19 protein-coding genes are annotated in these 22,193 nt (G+C 39.2%); 10 read left to right on the forward strand and 9 right to left on the reverse strand.

Translation table 11 applies throughout. The features are described from left to right. Positions 1-53: 53 nt before the first annotated feature. From adeK to sdsA, 6 genes are all read right to left on the reverse strand, one after another. A complete protein-coding gene (adeK, locus tag IAE19_RS11375; protein WP_200461041.1) occupies positions 54-1,505 on the reverse strand; it encodes a multidrug efflux RND transporter AdeIJK outer membrane channel subunit AdeK in 1,452 nt (483 codons plus the stop codon). Then, positions 1,505-4,684, reverse strand: a complete 3,180-nt coding sequence (locus IAE19_RS11380; protein WP_200461042.1) for an efflux RND transporter permease subunit — start codon at positions 4,682-4,684, stop codon at positions 1,505-1,507. Before IAE19_RS11380 ends, adeK begins: the two co-directional genes overlap by 1 nt. A 12-nt stretch (positions 4,685-4,696) precedes the next feature. Next, positions 4,697-5,971 (reverse strand): AdeA/AdeI family multidrug efflux RND transporter periplasmic adaptor subunit, encoded by a 1,275-nt coding sequence (locus IAE19_RS11385; RefSeq protein ID WP_200461043.1) that lies wholly within the window; start codon positions 5,969-5,971, stop codon positions 4,697-4,699. A gap of 21 nt (positions 5,972-5,992) precedes the next feature. After that, positions 5,993-6,607: a phosphatase PAP2 family protein gene (locus IAE19_RS11390; RefSeq protein ID WP_200461044.1), complete on the reverse strand. Its 615-nt coding sequence runs from the start codon at positions 6,605-6,607 to the stop codon at positions 5,993-5,995. A 192-nt stretch (positions 6,608-6,799) separates the two neighbouring features. Next, a complete protein-coding gene (locus IAE19_RS11395) occupies positions 6,800-8,851 on the reverse strand; it encodes a site-specific recombinase (RefSeq protein ID WP_200461045.1) in 2,052 nt (683 codons plus the stop codon). Between the two features lie 10 nt (positions 8,852-8,861). Next, complete coding sequence (sdsA, locus tag IAE19_RS11400; protein WP_200461046.1) at positions 8,862-9,839, reverse strand: All-trans-nonaprenyl-diphosphate synthase; 978 nt, start codon at positions 9,837-9,839, stop codon at positions 8,862-8,864. Positions 9,840-10,276: 437 nt separating this feature from the next. Here sdsA and rplU point away from each other — a divergent pair, with 437 nt between their 5' ends. Together rplU and rpmA are read left to right on the forward strand one after the other, a co-directional pair. Beyond that, positions 10,277-10,588: a 50S ribosomal protein L21 gene (rplU, locus tag IAE19_RS11405; protein WP_004664501.1), complete on the forward strand. Its 312-nt coding sequence runs from the start codon at positions 10,277-10,279 to the stop codon at positions 10,586-10,588. A gap of 18 nt (positions 10,589-10,606) precedes the next feature. Then, positions 10,607-10,864 (forward strand): 50S ribosomal protein L27, encoded by a 258-nt coding sequence (rpmA, locus tag IAE19_RS11410; protein ID WP_200461047.1) that lies wholly within the window; start codon positions 10,607-10,609, stop codon positions 10,862-10,864. A 58-nt stretch (positions 10,865-10,922) separates the two neighbouring features. Here the strand turns inward: rpmA and IAE19_RS11415 are convergent, their stop codons facing one another. Further along, the gene (locus IAE19_RS11415) at positions 10,923-11,813 is read right to left on the reverse strand and encodes a pirin family protein (RefSeq protein ID WP_200461048.1); all 891 of its coding nucleotides are present in this window, start codon (positions 11,811-11,813) and stop codon (positions 10,923-10,925) included. 299 nt (positions 11,814-12,112) lie between these two features. Between IAE19_RS11415 and lolA the strand changes: the two genes are divergently transcribed. The 5 genes from lolA (at position 12,113) to IAE19_RS11440 (ending at position 17,207) form a co-directional block, all read left to right on the forward strand. Next, entirely contained in the window at positions 12,113-12,808 is a 696-nt protein-coding gene (gene lolA / locus IAE19_RS11420; RefSeq protein WP_200461049.1) for an outer membrane lipoprotein chaperone LolA, read from the forward strand. 161 nt (positions 12,809-12,969) lie between these two features. Then, positions 12,970-13,752 (forward strand): RsiV family protein, encoded by a 783-nt coding sequence (locus IAE19_RS11425; protein ID WP_200461050.1) that lies wholly within the window; start codon positions 12,970-12,972, stop codon positions 13,750-13,752. Between the two features lie 119 nt (positions 13,753-13,871). Further along, positions 13,872-15,143 carry a serine--tRNA ligase gene (serS, locus tag IAE19_RS11430; protein ID WP_200461051.1) on the forward strand — a complete coding sequence of 424 codons (1,272 nt, stop codon included), beginning with the start codon at positions 13,872-13,874 and terminating at the stop codon, positions 15,141-15,143. 59 nt (positions 15,144-15,202) lie between these two features. Then, entirely contained in the window at positions 15,203-16,579 is a 1,377-nt protein-coding gene (cysG, locus tag IAE19_RS11435; RefSeq protein ID WP_200461052.1) for a siroheme synthase CysG, read from the forward strand. A gap of 148 nt (positions 16,580-16,727) precedes the next feature. Beyond that, positions 16,728-17,207, forward strand: coding sequence for a tRNA (cytidine(34)-2'-O)-methyltransferase (locus tag IAE19_RS11440; RefSeq protein ID WP_200461053.1), 480 nt, complete (start codon positions 16,728-16,730; stop codon positions 17,205-17,207). A gap of 391 nt (positions 17,208-17,598) precedes the next feature. Here the strand turns inward: IAE19_RS11440 and IAE19_RS11445 are convergent, their stop codons facing one another. After that, on the reverse strand, positions 17,599-17,979 hold the full coding sequence (locus IAE19_RS11445) for a winged helix-turn-helix transcriptional regulator (RefSeq protein WP_200461068.1): 381 nt from the start codon (positions 17,977-17,979) through the stop codon (positions 17,599-17,601). A 133-nt stretch (positions 17,980-18,112) separates the two neighbouring features. On the opposite strand from IAE19_RS11445, the gene IAE19_RS11450 reads away from it, so the two are divergent. Further along, positions 18,113-18,673 (forward strand): flavodoxin family protein, encoded by a 561-nt coding sequence (locus IAE19_RS11450; protein ID WP_200461054.1) that lies wholly within the window; start codon positions 18,113-18,115, stop codon positions 18,671-18,673. 170 nt (positions 18,674-18,843) lie between these two features. On the opposite strand, the gene IAE19_RS11455 is transcribed toward IAE19_RS11450, so the two are convergent. Continuing rightward, positions 18,844-19,398 carry a hypothetical protein gene (locus IAE19_RS11455; RefSeq protein ID WP_200461055.1) on the reverse strand — a complete coding sequence of 185 codons (555 nt, stop codon included), beginning with the start codon at positions 19,396-19,398 and terminating at the stop codon, positions 18,844-18,846. Between the two features lie 254 nt (positions 19,399-19,652). On the opposite strand from IAE19_RS11455, the gene IAE19_RS11460 reads away from it, so the two are divergent. Together IAE19_RS11460 and IAE19_RS11465 are read left to right on the forward strand one after the other, a co-directional pair. Then, positions 19,653-21,152 carry a cation:proton antiporter gene (locus IAE19_RS11460; protein WP_200461056.1) on the forward strand — a complete coding sequence of 500 codons (1,500 nt, stop codon included), beginning with the start codon at positions 19,653-19,655 and terminating at the stop codon, positions 21,150-21,152. Positions 21,153-21,620: 468 nt separating this feature from the next. Next, positions 21,621-22,193, forward strand: a 573-nt coding sequence (locus tag IAE19_RS11465; RefSeq protein ID WP_200461057.1) for a BapA/Bap/LapF family prefix-like domain-containing protein, incomplete at its 3' end; no start/stop codon positions are given.

The raw sequence follows: 22,193 nt of genomic DNA on the forward strand, positions 1-22,193 counted from the left end.
TATAATTGTTCATCATAAAAAGTCCACCGAAGTGGACTTTTTAATTTTAGAGATTACTGTTTTTTCAGGTCAGCACTAGATGGCTGATGCACTACGGTATCGGTAGAATTCTCTTTTAAACCGCCACCTAAAGTTTTGTACAATTCAATTTGGTTGTTCAAATTGGCTTGTTCAAGTAACAATAAACCTTGTTCTGCTGAGTAAGATGAACGTTGGGCATCCAATACAGTCAGATAGTTATCGATACCCGCACGGAAACGAGCATTAGATAAGTTATATGTAGTATTGGTGGCTTCTACCAGACGACGTTGCGCAGAGATGCGGTCTCCAATATTGGCACGCGTTGCTAAAGCATCGTTAACTTCACGGAATGCAGACTGAATTGATTTTTCATAATCAGACAATGCAATTTTCTGGTCAGTTTCAGAAATCTTGATGTTAGCGCGTCGAGTGCCCCAGTCAAAGATTGGAAGATCAATGCTTGGTCCAATTGACCATGCACCTGAACCGCCTTTAAACAAATCACTTAATTCAGCCGAAGCATAACCTGCTGAACCCGTCAGGCTAATCGTTGGGAATAATGCGGCTTTTGCTGCTCCAATATTGGCACCAGCGGCGCTCAATTGATACTCTGCAGATTTTACGTCTGGACGATTATTCAACAAGTCACTTGGTAAACCTGTAGCAAATACATTTTGACGTGTAACAGATTTAACAGGCTGATTTGGAAGTAAGTTCTGCGGAACAGCTTGACCCACTAACAGATTTAACAGGTTTTGTGCCTGTGCAATCTGGGTCTTGTAATTCGCGACATCATTACGGGCTGTTTCAACAGAAATCTGGGCCTGACGTAAAGGTACTTCACTATCAATACCAACATCAAAACGTCTTTTGTTCAGGTTATATGAGTCAAGTTGTGCTTTAAGGGTTTGATCAGCTAATTTTAAATTCGCACTAGCGAAAGAGTAGCTTAACCATGCCTGAGCAACTTGACTGACCAGACTAATTTGTGTGGCATCACGCGCACTTTGAGTCGACAGATAATTATCTAGCGCAGCATCTTTTAGACTACGCACACGTCCCCAGAAATCCAACTCATAAGAGGTTACACCTAATCCGACTTGAAAAGTTGAATAAGGATTATTTGGATCACGGCTAGGCGTTACCTGACGAATCGCACTACCACTTGCACCAATAGTAGGTAACTGATTATTTTCAGTAATCTGATATTGTTGCTGTGCACGTTGAATATTCAAAGTAGCAGTACGCAAGTCACGGTTATTATCTAGAGCCAACTCAATCACTTGCAATAAGCGAGGGTCAGAGAAAAAGTCTTTGTAGCCTTGTTCTGCAATAGATGTACCTGAAGCACCATAACTATAGCTTTCAGGAATATCGGCTTTGGTAACTGGTTCTGGGCCACGCATGCTTTGACAAGCTGTCAAAGCAAGCGCAAGTGCAGATACCGCAATGCTACGACCCGAAATAGACCATACTTTTTGCATCACGATGTTTGCTCCTGATTATTTGGGGTTTTTGGTTTGTACTTAAAGATACTACGAATCCATACATAAAATACAGGGATAAAGAAAATACCTAAAAGTGTTGAACTGAGTACGCCACCTAGTACACCAAAACCTACTGAGTGCTGGCTTCCTGCACCCGCACCCGAAGAGATGGCAAGTGGTAGAACACCGAAACCGAAGGCAAGGGTAGTCATGATGATTGGGCGTAAACGCATTTTGGCTGCATGCATAGTTGCTGCAAACAATTCCTCGCCTTTTTCCTGTAACTCTTTAGCAAATTCAACAATTAGAATCGCATTCTTTGCAGATAGACCAATCACCGCAATGATAGCCACCCTAAAGTAGATGTTATTGGAAAGGTTGGGATTGTGCAGAATGTGGAATCCAAAGTAGGTCAATAATACTGCACCTAAAACGCCTAATGGCACCACCAACATAACAGAAAACGGAATTGACCAGCTTTCATACAGTGCTGCAAGGCAGAGGAATACAATGAGCAATGAAAGCACATATAAAGCTGTACCTGATTGTCCAGAATCTCTTTCTTCTAATGAAAGTCCTGTCCATTCATGGTCAAATCCAGAAAGTCCCATCGACGGAAGTTTCTGCATGATATCTTCCATAGCCTGCATAGCTTCGCCTGAGCTTACGCCCGTTGCTGGTGACCCCTGAATGTTTACAGATGATACGCCATTATAACGTTCCAGACGTGGTGAACCATACGTCCAGTGACCCGTGGTAAAGGCTGAGAATGGGACCATCGTACCCGCACTGTTTCTTACATACCATTTGTCTAGATCTTCTGGCATCATCCGTGCGGCAGCTTCACCTTGCAAATAAACTTTTTTGATACGACCACGATCAATAAAGTCATTTACATAGCTACTACCCCAAGCAATACTCATCGTATTGTTGATATCTGCCAGACTAACGCCCATCGCACCAGCTTTCGCTTGATCGATTTCAATCTGGTACTGAGGTGTATCTTCCATACCATTTGGACGTACAGCCATCAGACGTTTATCTTGAGATGCAAGACCAAGAATAGTATTACGTGCCTGAATAAGTTTCTGGTGACCTTGACCATCCACATCTTTTAAGATGAAGTCAAAACCTTGACTTACTCCAAGCTCAGGCATAGCGGGAAGCTGAAGCGGGAAGATCATCGATGCATCTTGTACCATACCATTCAAACGCATAGCTCGACCAATAATAGAGCCAACTTGAGTATCGTCAGAAGTTCGTTCCGACCAGTCTTTAAGTCGTACAAAAGCCAGACCTTGGTTTTGTCCTTGACCTGTAAACGAGAATCCAGAAACTGTAAAAATAGAGGCAACGCTTTTCTCTTCTTGTTTTAAGAAGTAGTCAGTCACTTTATCCAGTGTTTGGTCTGTTCTTTCTAAAGATGCATTTGGTGGTAATTGAATTAACGTCATGACCACACCCTGATCTTCATCAGGTAGGAACGAAGTTGGTAAATTACGGAAGATTAGAACAAATATCGCAATAATGATGACATAAAATATTCCAGAGAATATTTTATGGTGTGTCATACGGTCTACACCATTTTGATATTTACCAGAAATTTTGTCAAAACTACTATTAAACCATCTAAAGAAGCGCGCAAAGATATTGTTGCTTTGCTCTTTATTCGGATCATGTTGTTTCAGGAATGTTGCACACAGGGCCGGGGTAAAGGTCAGCGCAATGATCAAAGATAAGATCATGGCTGTTACGAGTGTAATCGAGAATTGTCGATAAATAACCCCAGTGGTACCTCCAAAAAATGCCATAGGTACGAACACCGCAGTCAGAACACTGGTAATACCGATCAGGGCACCTGAAATCTGCTGCATGGATTTTTCGGTTGCAGGAATAGGTTCGAGATGCTCCTCTTGCATAATCCGTTCGACGTTTTCTACGACGACAATGGCATCATCCACCAGTAGACCAATTGCGAGAACCATCGCAAACATGGTCAAGGTGTTAATACTAAATCCAAACAGATTGATCACTGCAAAAGTTCCAAGAACCACGACTGGAACTGCAAGAGTTGGAATAATCGTCGCACGCCAGTTCTGCAAGAACAGGAACATCACGATAAATACCAATACTACCGCTTCGATTAAAGTATGAACCACGTTTTCAATCGATAATTTAACGAATGGTGTGGTATCGAAAGCAATTTCGTCTTTAAATCCTGCTGGATAGTTGGGACGAAGCTTGTCTAATGCTGCCTGTACATTGTTGGCAGTATCTAGGGCATTGGCACCCGTAGAAAGACGGATGGCAATACCACCTGCTTCTTTACCATTATATTTTGAATTGAACTGATAGTTTTCCGAACCTAGCTCAACTCGAGCAACATCACCTAAGCGAACCTGAGCACCCGACGTAGTATTCTTAAGGAAAATATTACGGAATTGCTCTGGTGTTTGTAATAGGCTTTGAGCATTAATGGTTGCATTGATGGCTTGGCCTTGTACAGCAGGTGCACCACCGACCTGACCCACCGCAACTTGAGCATTTTGCGCTTGAATCGCGTTAGATACATCAACAGGAGTCAATTGGTAAGTATTTAGCTTTGCAGGGTCAAGCCATACGCGCATTGAATACTGACCACCAAAGACCTGTACTTCACCTACACCCGGAACACGACTTAAAGGATCCTTAATGTTGGCATTAATATAGTCTTTGATGTCTGCACCAGATAATGAACCATCTGGCGAGTAGAAAGAAATAACCTGTAAGAAACTGGCACCAGATTTCTTAATAGTAATCCCTTGACGCTGTACAACTTCAGGTAAAGATGCTGTCGCAGTTTGCAGCTTATTTTGTACCTGTACTTGCGCGATGTTGGCATCTACACCCTGATTGAAGTTAACATCAATTGCAACGCTACCATTCGATAAGCTTTGTGAACTGATATAACGCAACCCATCCAGACCATTAAGCTGTTGCTCAATTACCTGAGTTACTGAGTTTTCAATCGTTTCAGCAGACGCACCAGGATAAGACGCCGAAATCGAAATTTTAGGCGGTGCAATCGTTGGATACTGTGAAATTGGCATTTTTGTTAGCGTGATAATCCCCGCCAACATAATCACCAACGCGATCACCCATGCAAAGATGGGACGATGAATAAAAAATTGAGCCATTCAGTCTACCCCTTATGTATTTGAAGTAGCTTTTTGTTCAGATTGAGCTTTGTTCTGTTCAACTGGTTTTGCATTTTCAGCATTTGCTTTTGCATTTGGGGCTTGCGGTTGAGTGCCAGTTTGAGCTGCAGGCGCCTGATACGGTTTTGCAGAAACTTGCTGGCCTTCTTTAATTTTTGCTATCCCATCAACAATGATCTTGTCACCTGTTTTTAAACCACTGGTCACAATCCAGCTACTACCTTGTACACCTACAGTCTCGATTTGACGAGATTCTACGACACCTTTTTCATTAACCAGCATAGCAACAGCCTGTCCAGTTGGTGTACGTGTGACGACCTGTTGTGGTACTAGATATGCATTTGGAATAACTGCTTGCGTAATCTGGGCAGTGGCATACATACCTGGAAGTAATAAATGATTTGGGTTTGAGAAGACTGCACGCAAAGTTACTGTACCTGTATCTGGGCTTACACTCGCATCAGAGAAAGCAAGGTGTCCTTCTACTGGATAAGTCGATCCGTCTTCAAGGCGCAGTTTGACTTTGGTATTATTACTATTGTCCAGACTACCTTTGCTTAACTTTTGACGTAAACGTAATAGTTCTGCACTGGATTGATTAATATCGACATAAATCGGATCAAGTTGCTGAATTGTGACTAGAGGATCAGTCTGATTTGCTGTAACTAAAGCACCCGCAGTGACAGAAGAACGACCAGATTGCCCAGAAATTGGTGAGCGAATGGTCGAATAACCTAAATCAACTTCAGCATTTTTAACTTGTGCTTTGGCCGCGGCAACTTGTGCTTCTGCAACATTCACTTGACCCACTAGGTCATCATATTCCTGCTTTGAAACAGCATTACTTGAAACCAGTTGTTTATAACGATTCATTTTGGTCTTAAGTGAGCTTAGATTTGCATCCTGTTGCAACAATGCTGCTTTGGCATTATCTAAAGTGGCGCGGTTTGTCCGTGAATCCAGTTCATATAATGACTGACCCTCACGAACATAACTTCCCTCAGTAAATAAACGCTTCAGAATCACACCGCTAGTCTGAGGACGTACTTCAGAAATTTGATAGGCTGTTGTACGCCCAGAAAGCTCAACCGTTTGCTCGACACTTTGTGGCTGTGCAACAAGCACGCCGACTTCAGTAGGGGGCATTTGCTGAGCTGCACCAGCTTGCTGCGCATTTTTGGGATCTTTGCTACAGCCAACAAGTGCGATACTTGCTGCTAATGTGCAAGCAGTAAGGGCTGGAGCCCAAAGCTTTGCAGACATCATTGTTCCACCTCGTTTAGATTTTTATCTAACAAATAATTTGTTGTTGTCCAACCTACTTTGTAACCAGAGCCAAAGCAGTGAGATCCAAATAAAACCAATACTCCATCCCGCTAGAACGTCCGTAGGATAATGAACCCCAGCATAAATTCTGGATAACCCCATAAAAAGCAACCATAAACAGGAGGCCCCCATGAAATACACTTTTTGGAAATGGTTCTGAGAAATCAACATTATTAAACTGGCAAATGTGGCGGCATAGACGCTATGGGCACTGGGAAATGACGCACCATAATTTTGCACCAGATGGTAAATCTCTGGCGGTCTGGGCCGATTAAAACACCACTTTAACAACCATCCTAAAGCAATACTGCCGCTGATCCCCATTAAAATGAAGATGAGTGTTGAATACTTTTTATACCAAGCGCAACATAAACACCAGACTGATGTAAAAAATAATACAAATGGCATGCCACCCAGATAAGCCAGAACAATAATAACTTGATCAAGCACCTTATTTCGGTGTTCACTCAGGGTTTGAACTGCATGTAAATCAAATCCTGAAATGAAGGGAGAATATAAGCCAAACACACTCAATAAAAATAAAATGCAACCAATACAAAGTATTAGGTAAGGCATATTTTATAACCTTCAGTTTAACCAAGCTCATCGGTTGGAATATGTTCTTGAAGTGTACTCGTCAGTACACTTTTTTTCAAGTCTAGGTTATTTATACTAATTTCTTTTCGAAAAATATTTAACAATCAGCACATAAAGATAACAATTTTAAGTGATTTTTGGCACATTTTCTCCATCATCATGATAATTTGTCTAGTGTGTTGAACCTGATTTTGGTGTTCCATCATCTACTTCAAGCGGTTGCTGTGGTGGCCAGAAAAAGTCACTTGGACGGGTTAAAAAATGCGTCACAACCAGTTTAGCCAAAGGTTTCCATTGTTCAAAGCGGACGCGACGTGCACGTAAAGCGACAATAATAGTCAATGAGAAACTCACAAAGAGGTTAGTTAAACCAATCAGCAATACCCCCATAAATGACACGATGATCAGGCCCACATCGGGTGGACCATTAACACACATTAAACCCTGTATAAAATTGGCAGAGGCAAAAGCAATATGGCGAATATCGAGGGGTAAGCCTAAAATAAAGCCTAGAGTCCCCATGCTTCCGAGCATAATGCCGAAAATAAAATTACCAGAGAGTGCACCAAGATTGAGTTGAATATAATCTGCAAATTTATTTAAACGTTCTTGCCCCATCCAGTTTGCTAAGCGTCGATGTGCTTTAAGACGCGGGCCAACCTTACGATAAACAGCCATGTTATCGAAATAGCCTGCAAGCAAACCTGATAAAAATAAACAGACCCCAGCAATGGCTGCATGTGGAATAGCAAGAGAGGTAAATGGATTTAGACTATGCAATAGGGCGTTGGCTTTGGCATGTGTGAGCAAAGGCTCATCCAAAAAGTATTGCCAAAGATAAGTAATCAGTGCAGCCGTAGGTATGGCAATGGAAATATTTCCTAAAATCGCAACGAACTGAGTCCTGATAATGTTGATAATCAAGGCAGCAAGTTCTGCTATTTGGGCAGTTCGGGAACCTTTACGTTGTTGTACGGTAGAGGCAAGTGCCGCTGCTGTCATCGCCGGTTGTTTGGTCGCAACTGTAAAATGTAAAACATGAATCAGAACAAAGCCCAGTGAATAGTTCATGCTATAAATAAAAGCATGCATCAACGGGGCAAGGGTTAATCGTGCTGCTAAAATTTTAAGTGTAGCCATTGTTGCAATAATGACGCCAGCACCTGCGGCGGCTCTATACATTTCAACAAAGCCTTTTTTATCAGTACTTACATAGTGTTCACCTGTACGACTGGCATTTTCAGTCACTTGTAAAGCGATCAACTCACTGTTTGTAGTCATCAGTGAGCGTACACTTTTTTCGCTGTAATGTGCCTCTGTAATGTCTTCGAGAAACTCACCCATCGACATATAGCGAGTTTGAGCATCTCCAACCATAATGTTTAAGAGTAATTCAATTCGATCCAGACATTGTTCGAGCAAAGACAACAGATAAGTGAGACTTAGACTTACTCCAATACGTTTGGTAGCACGTCGTATTTTTAAAACGACCTCTCGACATTGCTCAAACATAACAAAGGCCTGAGAGGCATCGGGTGGTTCAAGTACGGCAATTTCGTGACCGGTATAATGTTGCTTTTTGAATTTTTCAATAAAATCGATGACTTCACGATTTTGTACCAGAAAAGGGGATTCGTATTCGGTCAGCTCAGGTTGCGCATTAATAAATTCAGGATATAAGCCAATACCACTAATTCGGTAGGATAAAACCGTAATCGCTTTAATCATTTGATCCTGAATAGCGCGTTTTTCATCGATATTGCTATTACTTTGGCCAATGAGTTCAAAAAGTGTATGCCAACGTTTTTGATCGATTGCATTTAGCCAGTATTTATCACTGCGTTGGTGAAATACTTTGCCAATCAATGTACTAAGATCAAGATCATCCTGAATTAAGGGTAAAAAATGTGCCCCCAAACGTTTAACTAACTGGTTCCAAAAACCATCTAAAGATAAAATACCGCTGTCAGCATATAAACTGATTTGTTTATATTGATTGATTAGCCGTAATAGAAAGCTTTGTAAGGTATTAGCTGCATCAGGTGTAATGAGTAAAGATTCTAAAAATGCATCAAATTTGGCATTAATGTCATCTTGATCTTTAGTGTCTGCTGGACGGATACGATTGACCAGCTCAATAATAATATTTTCATCTAAAACAGCTTGGTTATGATCAAGCTGTTGCTGCATTTGAGTATATAGATCAGATAAATTTATATGCATAGGCAAAAGGTTATTGAATTCGATGTAAAGCCATTAAAGTAAGGTTAGTTAAAGCCTGACGCGCTTCGCTGTCAGGTAATTGATTTAAAGCATTAAGCGCAGCTTGAGTTTCTTGTTCAGCACGAGTACGGCAATACTCTAAAGCACCAGAGTTTTGCACAATCTGGATGACTTGCTCCAACTGACTAATGCCCCCTGTGGAGATACTTTTACGAATAATATCATGTTCTTCGCCAGTAGTTTTTTGTAAAGCGGCGATAAGTGGCAGAGTCGGTTTACCTTCCATCAAGTCATCACCAATATTTTTACCTAAGGTGTCTGCATCAGAGGTATAGTCCAAAATATCGTCAATAATCTGAAAAGCATTGCCAAAATGACCTGCAAAATGACGCAAAGGCTCACGGTGTTGTGGTGTATTGGCTAATATCGCTGCACCTTCAGTTGCCAGTTCAAACAGGCGAGAGGTTTTACCGTGAATAATATTTAAATAAGTCGTTTCAGTCGTGTCGGGATCATGTTGAGATTGAAGCTGAAGCACTTCACCTTCTGCAATTTCACAGGTTCCAGTCGAAAAGTCTTTGAGTAAGACCATATCATTGAGATCGACCAACAAGTCAAAAGCACGTGAAATAAGAAAATCGCCTACCAATACTGCTGTTTGGTTATTCCAGGTCGCATTTGCAGTAGGACGTCCACGGCGTAATCCTGATTCATCTACTACATCATCATGAACCAGCGTTGCGGTATGTAGCATTTCAATAATTGCAGCTAATTTGCGATGATGCTCTAAGTCCTCAACACCACAAGCTTTGCCTGCAAGCAAGCACATGATGGGGCGCATCCGCTTGCCACCTGCTTCGACCACATGTTTACTTACGGCCATGACTAAAGCAACTTTGGAGGTAATGCCTTCATTAATAAATTTGTCCATCACAGCAAAGTCGTTAGCGACAGGCGCGAGTATATCTTGCTTAAAATCGATGGCCATATGAAAGGAAACCTCATCAAAATATTGGTAATTTGCTAAATGTATTAAAGCTATAAAATCTTAAACTCAAATGAATGACAAAAGATGACTTCATACATTGCAGACCTTGTATGACCGTTTCATGTTGAGTGTCATTGAGTCAACTTTAGGAAGAAACTCCATGTTGAGTGGTTTTATAGTAGCAATTTGTTTTTTAAACCTTATTTGTGATTTTACACATATTCAAACGAAATACTAGATTGATTCAGCCGATCATAAAGCTTAAGTGGTTTTCTTCATGTTTTTTGTTTTAGCTTGAGTATTTTTGCATCAAAATACTTGTTGTTTGCCAAGTTATCCCTTAAAATCTTTCGCCTTATACATCCCAGTGGCGTTCGTTTTAAGATCGATATATCCCTTTATCGGCACGACGACACGGGCTTGGTTGGAGTACATTCATGTACGCAGTAATCCAAAGCGGTGGTAAACAGCACCGTGTAGTTGAGGGTGAAACCCTTAAAGTTGAATTGTTGAAAGCTGAAACTGGTTCAACTATTACGTTTGATGACGTATTAATGGTTGTAAACGGTGATAGCATTCAAATCGGTGCTCCAGTTGTTGCTGGCGCAAAAGTAACTGCAGAAGTGGTTGGTCATGGTCGTCACGACAAAATCCGCATCATCAAAATGCGTCGTCGTAAACACTACCGTAAACAACAAGGTCACCGTCAATGGTTTACCGAGTTGAAAATTACTGGTATTGCAGGCTAATCACGAGGAGTAATAGACATGGCTTCTAAAAAAGCTGGTGGATCGACTAAAAACGGTCGTGATTCGAATCCTAAAATGTTAGGTGTTAAAATCTACGGTGGTCAATCAGTAACTGCTGGTAACATCATTGTTCGTCAACGTGGTACTGAGTTCCACGCTGGTGCAAACGTAGGTATGGGTCGTGATCATACTTTATTTGCTACTGCTGATGGCGTAGTAAAGTTTGAAGTGAAAGGTCAATTTGGCCGTCGCTATGTAACTGTTGAAACTGTATAAGTTGAAATAGTTAAAAAACCCGCATTTTGCGGGTTTTTTTACAGCTAGGATTTGCAGTTTACAAGGATGAGTTGGTTTCTTTTGCTGGCGTACGAATAAATCGATGATGTTTAATGTCATCATAGGCTTGCAGAATTTCATCATAACTATTCATTACAAATGGCCCATGACCATTGATCGGTTCATTAAGGGGCTGTCCTGAAAGCAAAAGTAGCTTACTGTTATGTAGAGCAGTGATTCTTAAATCTTTTCCAGTATTTGACATAACGGCCAATCCTTGTTCATCTAATACATCATCGTGTTGCGTAAATCGTATTTGTCCACTCCGCAAATAAATCAGTGTTGTTTCACCTTCTTGCGCAGATAAAATGGTGCTTTGTCCTTGATGCAATTGAATATCTAAAACGCTTATCGGGCTATAGGTCAATGCAGGGCCATGGATTTGTTGATATTGGCCAGCAATGACTCGAACTGTGCCTGCATCATGCTCAAGCTTGATAGTTGGAATGTCGCGACTCTTTAAACTTTGGTAGCGCGGCTCGGTCATCTTATATTTGGCTGGTAAATTGATCCAAAGTTGCACCATTTCAAATGCACCTCCACGCTCGCGGAAAGCAGGACTAAATTGTTCACGATGCATGACCCCTGAAGCGGCGGTCATCCACTGCACATCACCTTTTGCAATTATACCGCCACCGCCTGATGAATCGCGATGTTCTAGTTCGCCTTCGAACATTAGGGTGACGGTCTCAAAACCACGATGTGGGTGTTGATTTACACCGCGTCTTTTATCCGCTGGCACTAATGTTCCTGGCCCTAAATGATCTAGCAATAAAAATGGTGAAGTTGTATTGCCAAGTTCCTGATAAGAAAATACAGAAAGTACCGGATAGAAATCACCGACTGAAAAACGGGTACTATTACGATGAATAAATGCTAGGCTTTTCATGGGGGAACTCCATTATTTTTTAAATGTATTATTAGGAGGAGCATAGTTGTTTTATTAAGACGGGGTCAGTCCACATAATAGAACACTGTATTTTAATTTTTAGTATGTTGCTGAATTAAACATTCATCTGAGTGAATATCTTTATCTTATTATTTTCTTCATAATGCTGTGATTTTTGTACATAAAATTGTTCTTGGAGACAGTAATTACACAAAATATATGTGTTTCTCCACAGTTTTAGTTTTCAAAAACAGTAAGATATCTACATAACAGTAAAAACTGATTAGAGGTTTTATTTTATGAATTCCGTAAAAAAAGTGGCATATGGATTAACTTTAACGGCAAGTGTGGTTGCACCTGTAATGAGTGTAAATACTTTTGCAGCCACGGCAGCGTCGGAACAACAAGCAACCTCAAACCTTGTGAAACAATTGAGCGGTATGCAAAGTTTATCTGCCAATTTTGAGCAAACCACTAAAGCGACAAATAATACGCGTACACCAAAAAATAAAGGTTTGACTGCGCAACATATGAATCAGACGTTTACAGGTGTGATGAAAGTGGAGCGTCCTGGTAAATTCTTCTGGGAAACCACGTCGCCTTCAAAACAAACTATTGCTACAACAGGTAAAACCGTCTGGATTTATGACCCTGATTTACAGCAAGCTGTTCGCCAAAATTTGGATGATCAGGTTGCTAATACGCCTGCTTTATTATTATCTGGGAATACTAATCAGATTATGCAGTCGTATCGTGTGACTCAGCCTGATAGTAGCAAAACCTACTACACTTTATATCCAAAAGATAGTGAAGGGGCTTTTCAAAGCCTAACGATTAGTTTTGGTGCAAATAAAGCGCCAAGTTTGATGATCTTGCAGGATTCTCTTGGTCAAACAACGTATGTAAGGTTTAATAATGTGAAACTAAATCCATCTATTCCTGCGGGGACGTTTAATTTTACGCCACCAAAAGGTACCGATATTATTGACCAATAATTTTTAGCTAATTTTTCAATATTATTTAAATTAACCGCTCATTTTGGGCGGTTAATTTGTTATGGGTTGATCAAATAGATACATATTTTCAATGTTCAGTATAAATAGAGCTTTGTATAGTAGATAAAAATGAACATCGAAAACGATCAAAAGGGGCGGCAATGTCTGCACGACACTTTAAAAAAACATTATTAATTCTGCCATTTTTAAGTGCTGTATTTTTAACTGTAGGTTGTCAACCAAAAACAGACAGCAAAAAGGAAACCTCGACAGAAACTAAAGTTGAAAAAGTCAGTATTCCTGTTATCCAATCCAAAGTTGTTGCAGTTAAATTGCCAAAAAATAAGCTTTGTCTTGAAGATGGCTGTACCGAATACCATTTTCAGACTGTAGAAACCAATCAGCCTTGGATCAATGAGTATTTTATGAATCGGATCAAGAAAGCTGATCCAAATGCTTTTGATAATATTCAGGATCAACAAGTCAAACTGCCTGAGGGAATGCCGCAGGAGGGTGAAAGTACTATATTTGTGCGTTATCTAGGACAAAATTACAATTTGGCTTCGTTTCAATTATATACCTATACTTATTCGGCGGGTGCTGCCCATGGGATGCATCATGAGGAATATGTTATTTTTGATTTGAATAAGAAAAAACGAGTGAGCGTTGCAGATTTGCTTAAAGAGGGAAGCGACACAACAGTGCGTGATCGTTTGTACAGCTATAATCAAAGTTGGCTAGAAGAACATAATATTGAAAAAGATAAATTACAATTGAGTGATAATTTTTATTATGGCAATGAAGGTATCGTTTTTGTTTATCCACTCTATGAATTAGCTTCTTATGCCGAGGGTCTAACTGAATTGACATTGCCTTACGATCAGGCAACAGATGTGGTAAAACCTGAGTATTTACCTAGTCAGCCACTGCTACCTAAAGAATAACAAATGTCTAGAAGCTAAAAATCATGATTTATAAATATAGTCACTTAACGGTGACTATATTTTTTGCTGTGAAGCACTTACACTATAGGCAGTTTCTTCTCTTCAACTTATGATTGACTATGATCGACCCAAAATTACTCAGAAATAATATTGAAGCTGTAAATCAGGCTTTGGCAAAACGTGGTGTGCAATTGGACCCTGCTGAATGGGCATCTTTGGAAGTCCGCCGTAAAGAACTTCAATCCAAAACTGAAAGCTTACAAGCAGAACGTAATTCTGGTGCTAAACAGGTAGGGCAGATAAAAAAAGCAGGTGGTGATGCATCTGACATTATGGCACGTATGCAAGCTATCGGAGATGAAATTAAAGCTGCGGAAGTAGCTTTGGCAGAATTACAAGCCGAAATTGAAGAAAAAGCCTTAAGTATTCCAAACTTGCCGGATGAATCTGTACCAGCGGGTAAGGATGAAAATGACAATGTGGAAATCTCAAAATGGGGTACACCACGTCAATTTGATTTTGAAATTAAAGATCATACCGATCTAGGCGAGTGGATGGGTGGTCTTGAGTTTGAAACTGCAACCAAGCTAACAGGCTCACGCTTTAGTGTATTGAAAGGACCATTGGCTCGTTTACAACGCGCTTTAACACAATTTATGCTAGATACGCATACCTTAAAAAATGGTTATACGGAAGCGTATGTGCCGTACTTGGTCAATGCCGATTCATTACGTGGCACAGGTCAGTTACCCAAATTTGAAGAAGATTTATTCAAGTTACAAGGTGAAAAAGAATATTATTTGATACCTACTGCCGAAGTACCAGTGACGAACTTTGTGCGCGACGAAATCATTGATGCAGATCGTTTACCTCTTAAATATGCAGCACACACACCATGTTTCCGAAGTGAAGCAGGTTCTTATGGACGAGATACCCGTGGCCTGATTCGTCAACATCAGTTTGACAAAGTAGAGATGGTGCAAATCGTCAAACCAGAAAATTCGATGCAGGCATTAGAGGAATTGACAAGCCATGCGGAAGGAGTTTTACAGGCATTGGGCTTACCCTATCGTAAAATTTTACTTTGTGGCGGTGATATGGGTTTCGGTTCCACTAAAACTTATGATTTAGAAGTGTGGGTGCCAAGCCAAAATACGTATCGAGAGATTTCTAGCTGTTCAAATATGGGTGATTTTCAAGCACGTCGGATGATGGCGCGTTACCGTGCGGACCAAAAGAAAACTGAATTAGTACATACCTTAAATGGCTCTGGTTTAGCAGTAGGTCGTACTCTTTTGGCCGTAATGGAAAATTATCAACGAGCCGATGGTTCGATTGAGATCCCAGAAGTATTACGTGCTTATATGGGCGGTGCATCTTATATCGATTAATCGATTTTGTGCATGATTTTTGCTTTAACCCACCCAAAATATTGATGTAGAGGTCGGCTGTGGAAATTTTTCCAATTTCACTCAAGTTGCAACAGCAACGTTGTCTGATCGTGGGTGGGGGGCATATCGCTTACCGAAAAGCGCTATTATTGCTTAAAGCAGGCGCAATTTTAGATGTGATTGCACCTGAAATTGAAGATCAACTCAAGACATTGGTTGAACAAAGTAAAGGCAAGTTCCATTTAAAAGCATTTGAAGATATTGATCTTGATCAAAGCTATCGTTTAGTGATTGCTGCAACTAGCAATGCTGCTGTCAATCGAAGGGTGTTTGAGCAGGCAGAGATGAGAAATCTGTTAGTAAATAGTGTCGATGACATTCCCAATTGTCGTTTTATGATGCCTGCGATTATTGATCGTTCACCTTTATTGATTTCGGTTGCATCTAACGGTGCTTCACCCGTGTTATCACGTCAGCTCCGTACACAGATTGAGACACTGGTGCCACATGGCATGGGTAAGCTGGCTGAGTTTTCTGGGCAATGGCGTAACCGTGTCAAAGCACAAATTACTAATCCAGATGAACGCCGTATTTTTTGGGAAGAGCTGTACATTAGCCCGCTCAAAGAACAGGTGTTTAATGACAATCTGGATGCAGCTAATCAAATGATGACTCAAGCACTTTCCGATTGGACTACACCCAAAGGTGAGGTTTATTTGGTCGGGGCTGGGCCAGGTGATCCTGAGTTATTGACCTTAAAAGCCTTACGTTTAATGCAGCAGGCAGATGTGGTGATTTATGATCGTTTAGTCTCTCAACCGATTTTAGAACTCTGTCGTCGTGATGCACAAAAGGTTTATGTCGGTAAAGCCCGTTCTAACCATAGCGTACCGCAAGAGGATATTAATACTTTATTGGTCAAATATGCGCAGGCAGGTAAGCGAGTGTGCCGTTTAAAAGGCGGCGACCCTTTTATTTTTGGACGTGGTGGTGAGGAAATTCAGGAGCTATTTGCTTCGGGCGTTTCTTTTCAGGTGGTACCGGGCATTACCGCGGCATCTGGCTGTGCTGCTTATGCGGGTATCCCTCTGACGCATCGTGATTATGCGCAAAGCGTACGTTTCTTGACAGGGCATTTGAAAGAGGGGTCACCAGAACTACCTTGGAATGAACTAATTTATGAAAATCAAACGCTTGTACTGTATATGGGATTATTAGGGCTTGAACATATTTGTCAGCAGTTGATTGCACATGGTCAACGCAGTGATATGCCTGTAGCGTTAATCTCTAAAGGTACAACACCTGAGCAGAAAGTTGTGGTGGGTACCTTGGCTGATATTGCATCCAAAGTCACAGAGTATCAAATCCATGCGCCTACTTTGACTATCATTGGTGAAGTGGTTACATTGCGAGAGCAGTTAAAGTGGTCTGTTTGAACATTCATCTTCAACCAAGCTAATTACAGACTTTTTGAATGATAAACCTCATGATTTTAAAGCTGTTCCGCGGTGAATAACAAAAGAGACATTGGTTAATGCTGGTTAAATATTTACTGTTTATCCTTAATATAAGTCGAGAAATTTCGTGATCCACGTTGTATTGTTTGAGCCTGAAATTCCCGCTAATACCGGTAATATCATTCGTTTATGTGCCAATACAGGGGCACAATTGCATTTGATTAGGCCCTTAGGCTTTGAACTTGATGATAAAAAGCTGAAACGTGCGGGCTTAGATTATCATGAATATGCACGGATGAAGCTTTGGGATAACATTGAACAATGTCTTGAATTTCTAAATTCGCAAGGTATTACTGAATCTGATATTTTTCCACTTACCACCAAAGGCAGTGCTACGCCTCACACGGTGGATTTAAATCGTCCAGTTGCATTACTGATGGGGCCTGAAACCCGTGGTTTGCCTGAATCTGTGCGTTTAATGTTTCCTCAGAAAAACTGGATACGTTTACCTATGGCTGAAAATTCACGTAGTTTGAATTTATCAAATGCCACCGCAGTGATTGTTTATGAGGCGTGGCGACAACAAGGTTTTCGGCCTTTGTCGTAAGGAAACAGTTTAAATATCCTCATAATTTTTTGTCACAATGGTATAACTATCAGGATATTTAAACCAAACTTCGCCATCCATAGCACTTCAGTTAACGTTGGATCTTTTCAAAATTTTAATTTGATCCCTGTCCGAATATTGTGCATGGACATTAAAACGTATGCTTTTACCAACTGAATAGACCATTGACTCTAAGTCGATTTGGATTTCTAAGCAGAAGGTAAAGGTGTGTTCGGTACTCATCTAATTGCAAGACTATTTTCTTGTTTTCATCGAAGAATTGGTCGTACTCACCGTATTCCCGTATACTCTTGTAAGCGCTAGTATGGGTTGATCGTGTTGGCTATAGATCAACTATAATTAAAGACTTAGCGTTACAAAGTTCTTTATATTATGCGCTTATACCTTGAGTTGAATCATAATTTTTTTGTGCCTTGAGTACAGCTTCAATATGTGTTTCAGCCCATCCTTTTAATTGTAATGCTGTTTTGGACACATCGCGACCCAAATCAGTCAAGCGATATTCGACTCGAATGGGTGCTGTACCTTGTACTTGACGGATAATAAATCCATCACGTTCCAATATCTTAAGTTTTTGTGATAAAACTTTTGGAGAAATTCCTTCAATCTTTTTTTTGAGTAGATTGAAATGAATCGGTTGTTCTTCTAATACATTTAAAATAAGCAAAACCCATTTATCTGCAATTTTTTCAAAGAATAAGCGAGCAGGGCAATGCTGGCTATAAACATTATAGTTGAACGCACAATCCATCATAGCACTCCTAAATTGTAGACTTTATGTAAGTATTCCGCCATAAAATGATAAGTTACTTATTGGTAACTAATTGACACCTAGTTTCTAAAATATATCATTAAACTATCTTCATGCAAATAGAGCATTTCTGATGGCGAATGTATCTCTCGTTTATTTTTCTGGTTATGGTCATACTCAAGTTCTAGCTGAAACTTTTGCAGCCCAGATAGGTGCAAATCTGATCGAAATTAATCAAGAAGGTGATATCAAAGAACAAGACTGGCAGATACTGGATGATTCCGCTGCGATTGTTTTTGCTGCGCCGACTTATATGGCGGCTGCACCTTGGCAATTTAAAAAATTTGCTGATGCCACCTCTAAAAAATGGTTTACACGCACATGGCAAGATAAAATTTTTGGTGGTTTTACCAACAGTGCTAGTCTTAATGGTGACAAGCAAGTCACTCTAATTCAGTTCCAGACATTGGCATCACAACATGGTGGTATTTGGGTTAGTTTAGGGTTATTACCTGCAAATACCAAGACAGCAACTCGTCAGGATATCAATAATCTGGGCGGTTCAGTCGGTGCACTTATTCAAACTCCCTCTGATGCTAGTGTAGATGAAATTCCACAAGGCGATATCGAAACAGTAAAAAGTTACGCCCAGCGTATTCAAACCATTACTGACCGATTTTATGCAACAAAATAATAAGGACTGATATTGGCTCAAATTTAACGATGCAATCCTTAAACTTTTGGAGTGTTATATGATTAAATTTGAGCTAGTTTTCATTTGTATTTTTATCAAAAATTTGAGTCATTAAGTAAAAATTGTTGGTCAAATCATTGTTTTTGAGCCTCTCTTTGAATTTGACCGACTTAATGAATGAATGTTTTAAAATTACGTAGGATTCGATAACAAACGTATAATCCGCTGAATGAAAATAAAATTAGTGCCCCTAAAATGTATTTTAAATTGTTGATATCATTTTGATAAAATTGTTGAATATCCTGTTGTGACCAGGTCAGTGAAGTGGATTGATTATTTTGAATATCAATCCATTGAAGGTTTTGGAAATAAAAATAATTTCCGATTGACTGAATGGTCGCTTTGTGGAGATAACGTGTGCTAAACAGATTGTATTGATCTGTACAAACAGTTGCTAGATAGTGTTCGCAACTGAGCTTAGCCATATAACCCTGATCTTTCAAAACGATTAGAGCTGCTTGATCTGGCCTCTGATTATTCGACATTAAAATATATTGATGATTTGCATCTGTATCAAATTGGATGACTTTTCGGCTTTGATAGGCTTCAGTGCCTTTTAAAATATCTTCTGCCTTTACAACGCAAGTAATCACTAACGCAGCTGTAATCACAAAAATACAAATCGCCAGACTTAAGCGAAATACTTTCTTAATAGTTTGATGCATAGTCATCTACAAAAGAGTGGGAAATATTGAAAAAGATAAATTTTAACAGCATCCATCATAAGCTGAAGGGGCTCTGGAAAAAACCATATGCATTTCAGAATAAGGTTTTATGTTAAAAAAATTAATTATTTCACAGATTATACGAAACTTTTCGTTAAAATTATCATTACTTTGAAATGACATTTTGATTTGTATTTTTATTAGAAATAATTGAAAGAGGTTTCGGTTATTCCTGTAATAAGTGAAGGACTTTTATGGGTAATTATTTTTTACTACAGGCACTTAGCGTGGTATTTGCACTGTCAATTGCAACCACAATGTTCAATAAGCGAATTTTAGATTTTCCTCAAGCCATTGGGGTGCCTATCGTTTCCGCTGTTTTAGTTTTTATTTTGCAATGGGGGGCAAATCTACTTCAAGGCAACCAATTTATTACGATTAATATTCATAACATTGAAGAAGCGGTTCGTGGTATTGATTTTTATGATTTTTTAATTAATGGGGTAATCTGTTTTATTTTAACTTCATCGGCACTCAAATTTAAAATTTCAGATTTAAGGAATCACTGGAAACCGATTGGGATTCTTGCCACCATTGCTTTGTTACTTTGTGCGATATTTTTTGCAGGTCTTTTATATGGATTTCAATTTTTAATCGGGAATCCTGTTCCAATTCTGGTGTTATTACTTTTAGGTTCGGCATTGGGTGCAACAGATCCCATAGGAATTAAAGGGGTACTTAGTTCAGTTCGAGCACCTCACCATTTAATTGTCAAACTAGAAGGTGAGTCATTATTTAATGATGCCATGTGTATTGCAGTCTTTATGACGTTATTGAATGTCCTACAAGGCGAGCATTTTTCATTAGTGCATACTTTAGAAAGCTTTGTTTATGAGATTGTGGTTGCGGCGTTGATTGGCTGGGCATTTGGTGTAGCAATTTTGCGCTTACTCCGTGGGAAACATGAAATGGAGTCGCTGATTTTAACTACAGCTTTACTCGCGTGTGGATCATATTTAGTGGCACTATTTGCGCATGCATCTGCACCGATTGCCTGTGTGATTGGTGGTTTGATTGTCGGAAATAAATGGAAAGAAATATTGCAGGAACGCGAAATACGTGAAGTAAATCATTTTTGGCATACTGTTGAAGGGATTATTAATTCTTTTCTTTTCACATTAATTGGTCTTGAACTTTTTATTCTAGATTTAAATGCAAGTATGATTTTGGGTGGGATTATTGCTTTTATTGCACTACATATTTCTAGATTTGCTGCAAATTTTTTATCTTTTTCCTTTTTTCCTGCATTTAGAACAAAGAGTTATAACGGTAGTTTGACAATATTGTCTTGGGGAGGAGTGCGTGGGGGTATTTCATTAGCATTAATACTTGCTGTCGCAAATGTTCCAGAATTACGTGAATATAGTAGTATTTTAATCGGTTATACTTTTATTAGTGTATTACTTTCAGGAGTGGTTTGCGGTTTGGGTTTACCAGCAGTAATGAATGCTTTTTATTATAACCCAAACGAAGAAAAACAAGGCTTTAAAGGTTGGTATCAACAACTATGTCATAAAATGAATCGTAGAGGTTTTAAATATATTGTAGGAGAAGATGCCAATGGAGTTGAAACAATTACAATTTATAATCCCGAAGTCATTATTGATAAAAAATCAGACGATGGAATTACATCCGTGCATAATCCTAACAAAATCGAAGAAGTGAAACGTTTAGAAAATCCTGATAATTTCTAAGTAATTACATAAGTAATAATATTTATGGGGTTAAATGTTTAACGTGTGTAAGCTTTTAACCCTTTTATTTATGATTTTTAAATAAATAGATTAGAAAGAATTAATTTAATAGTTAATTTGTTAAATAACATTAAAGCTAAAATAATTAAATTAAAGTTTTTCTAAATAATAATGAAAGTTATAGTGTATTATTTGTATCGAAAAGGTATATAAAGTGTGAACAATATTTATTCTTTTAAAAAAATAATTTTATTAAACAATCATTTGGATTTTTGTTTAAGTGTTAAGGTGATGTAATTATCATAATCTTTGTAATGTGTAATTTTTTGCATATTTTATTTTTTTAATTTTAGGTTTTAAATAATATTTATATAAAAACTGAAGTATCTCTCATTTTAAAATTAAAGATATGACAGTGAAATAATTACAAATAAAGCCCCAATATTTTTATAAATAAGGAATATGAACATGTCTGAAATACAAATTATAGCTAAAGCAAGTCATGCAACCGTCACTGACACCACTGCCAGCACCGTTAAATTAACAGAAGCATCTGTTGTATTAATTAAAACACCTTCTAGTGAAGTAAATTCAATTACTAGAGATGGAACAAGTGCGGTAGTTGAATTAAAAAATGGGGAAAAAATCATTATTCAGGATTTTTTCAGTACCCAGACTGCCACTAACAATAGCCTTGTATTTGAAGATGCACCAAATAAATTAATGTGGGCTCAATTTGTCGATGCACAAGGCAATACCGTTAATCCTGTGGTCTATGAACCATTAAATAATGTTGAACCTTTATTATATGACGAACATGGTAATGCTATTAGCCCGTGGGCTTGGGTGGGCGGTGTAGCTGCTGTTGGTGCTATTGCGGCAGCGCTTGGTAGTAGCGGAGGGGGTGGTGGAAATAGTGGTCCTACTCCAGTTGATAATTCTGATCACATTCCTCCAAAAGTTACGGTTTCTACCCAATTGAGTAATGATAATACACCTGCATTGCATGGAACGGTTGATGATCCTACTGCAAAAGTCACA

It is taken from the genome of Acinetobacter sp. S40 (genome assembly GCF_016624705.1).
Lineage (GTDB): Bacteria > Pseudomonadota > Gammaproteobacteria > Pseudomonadales > Moraxellaceae > Acinetobacter.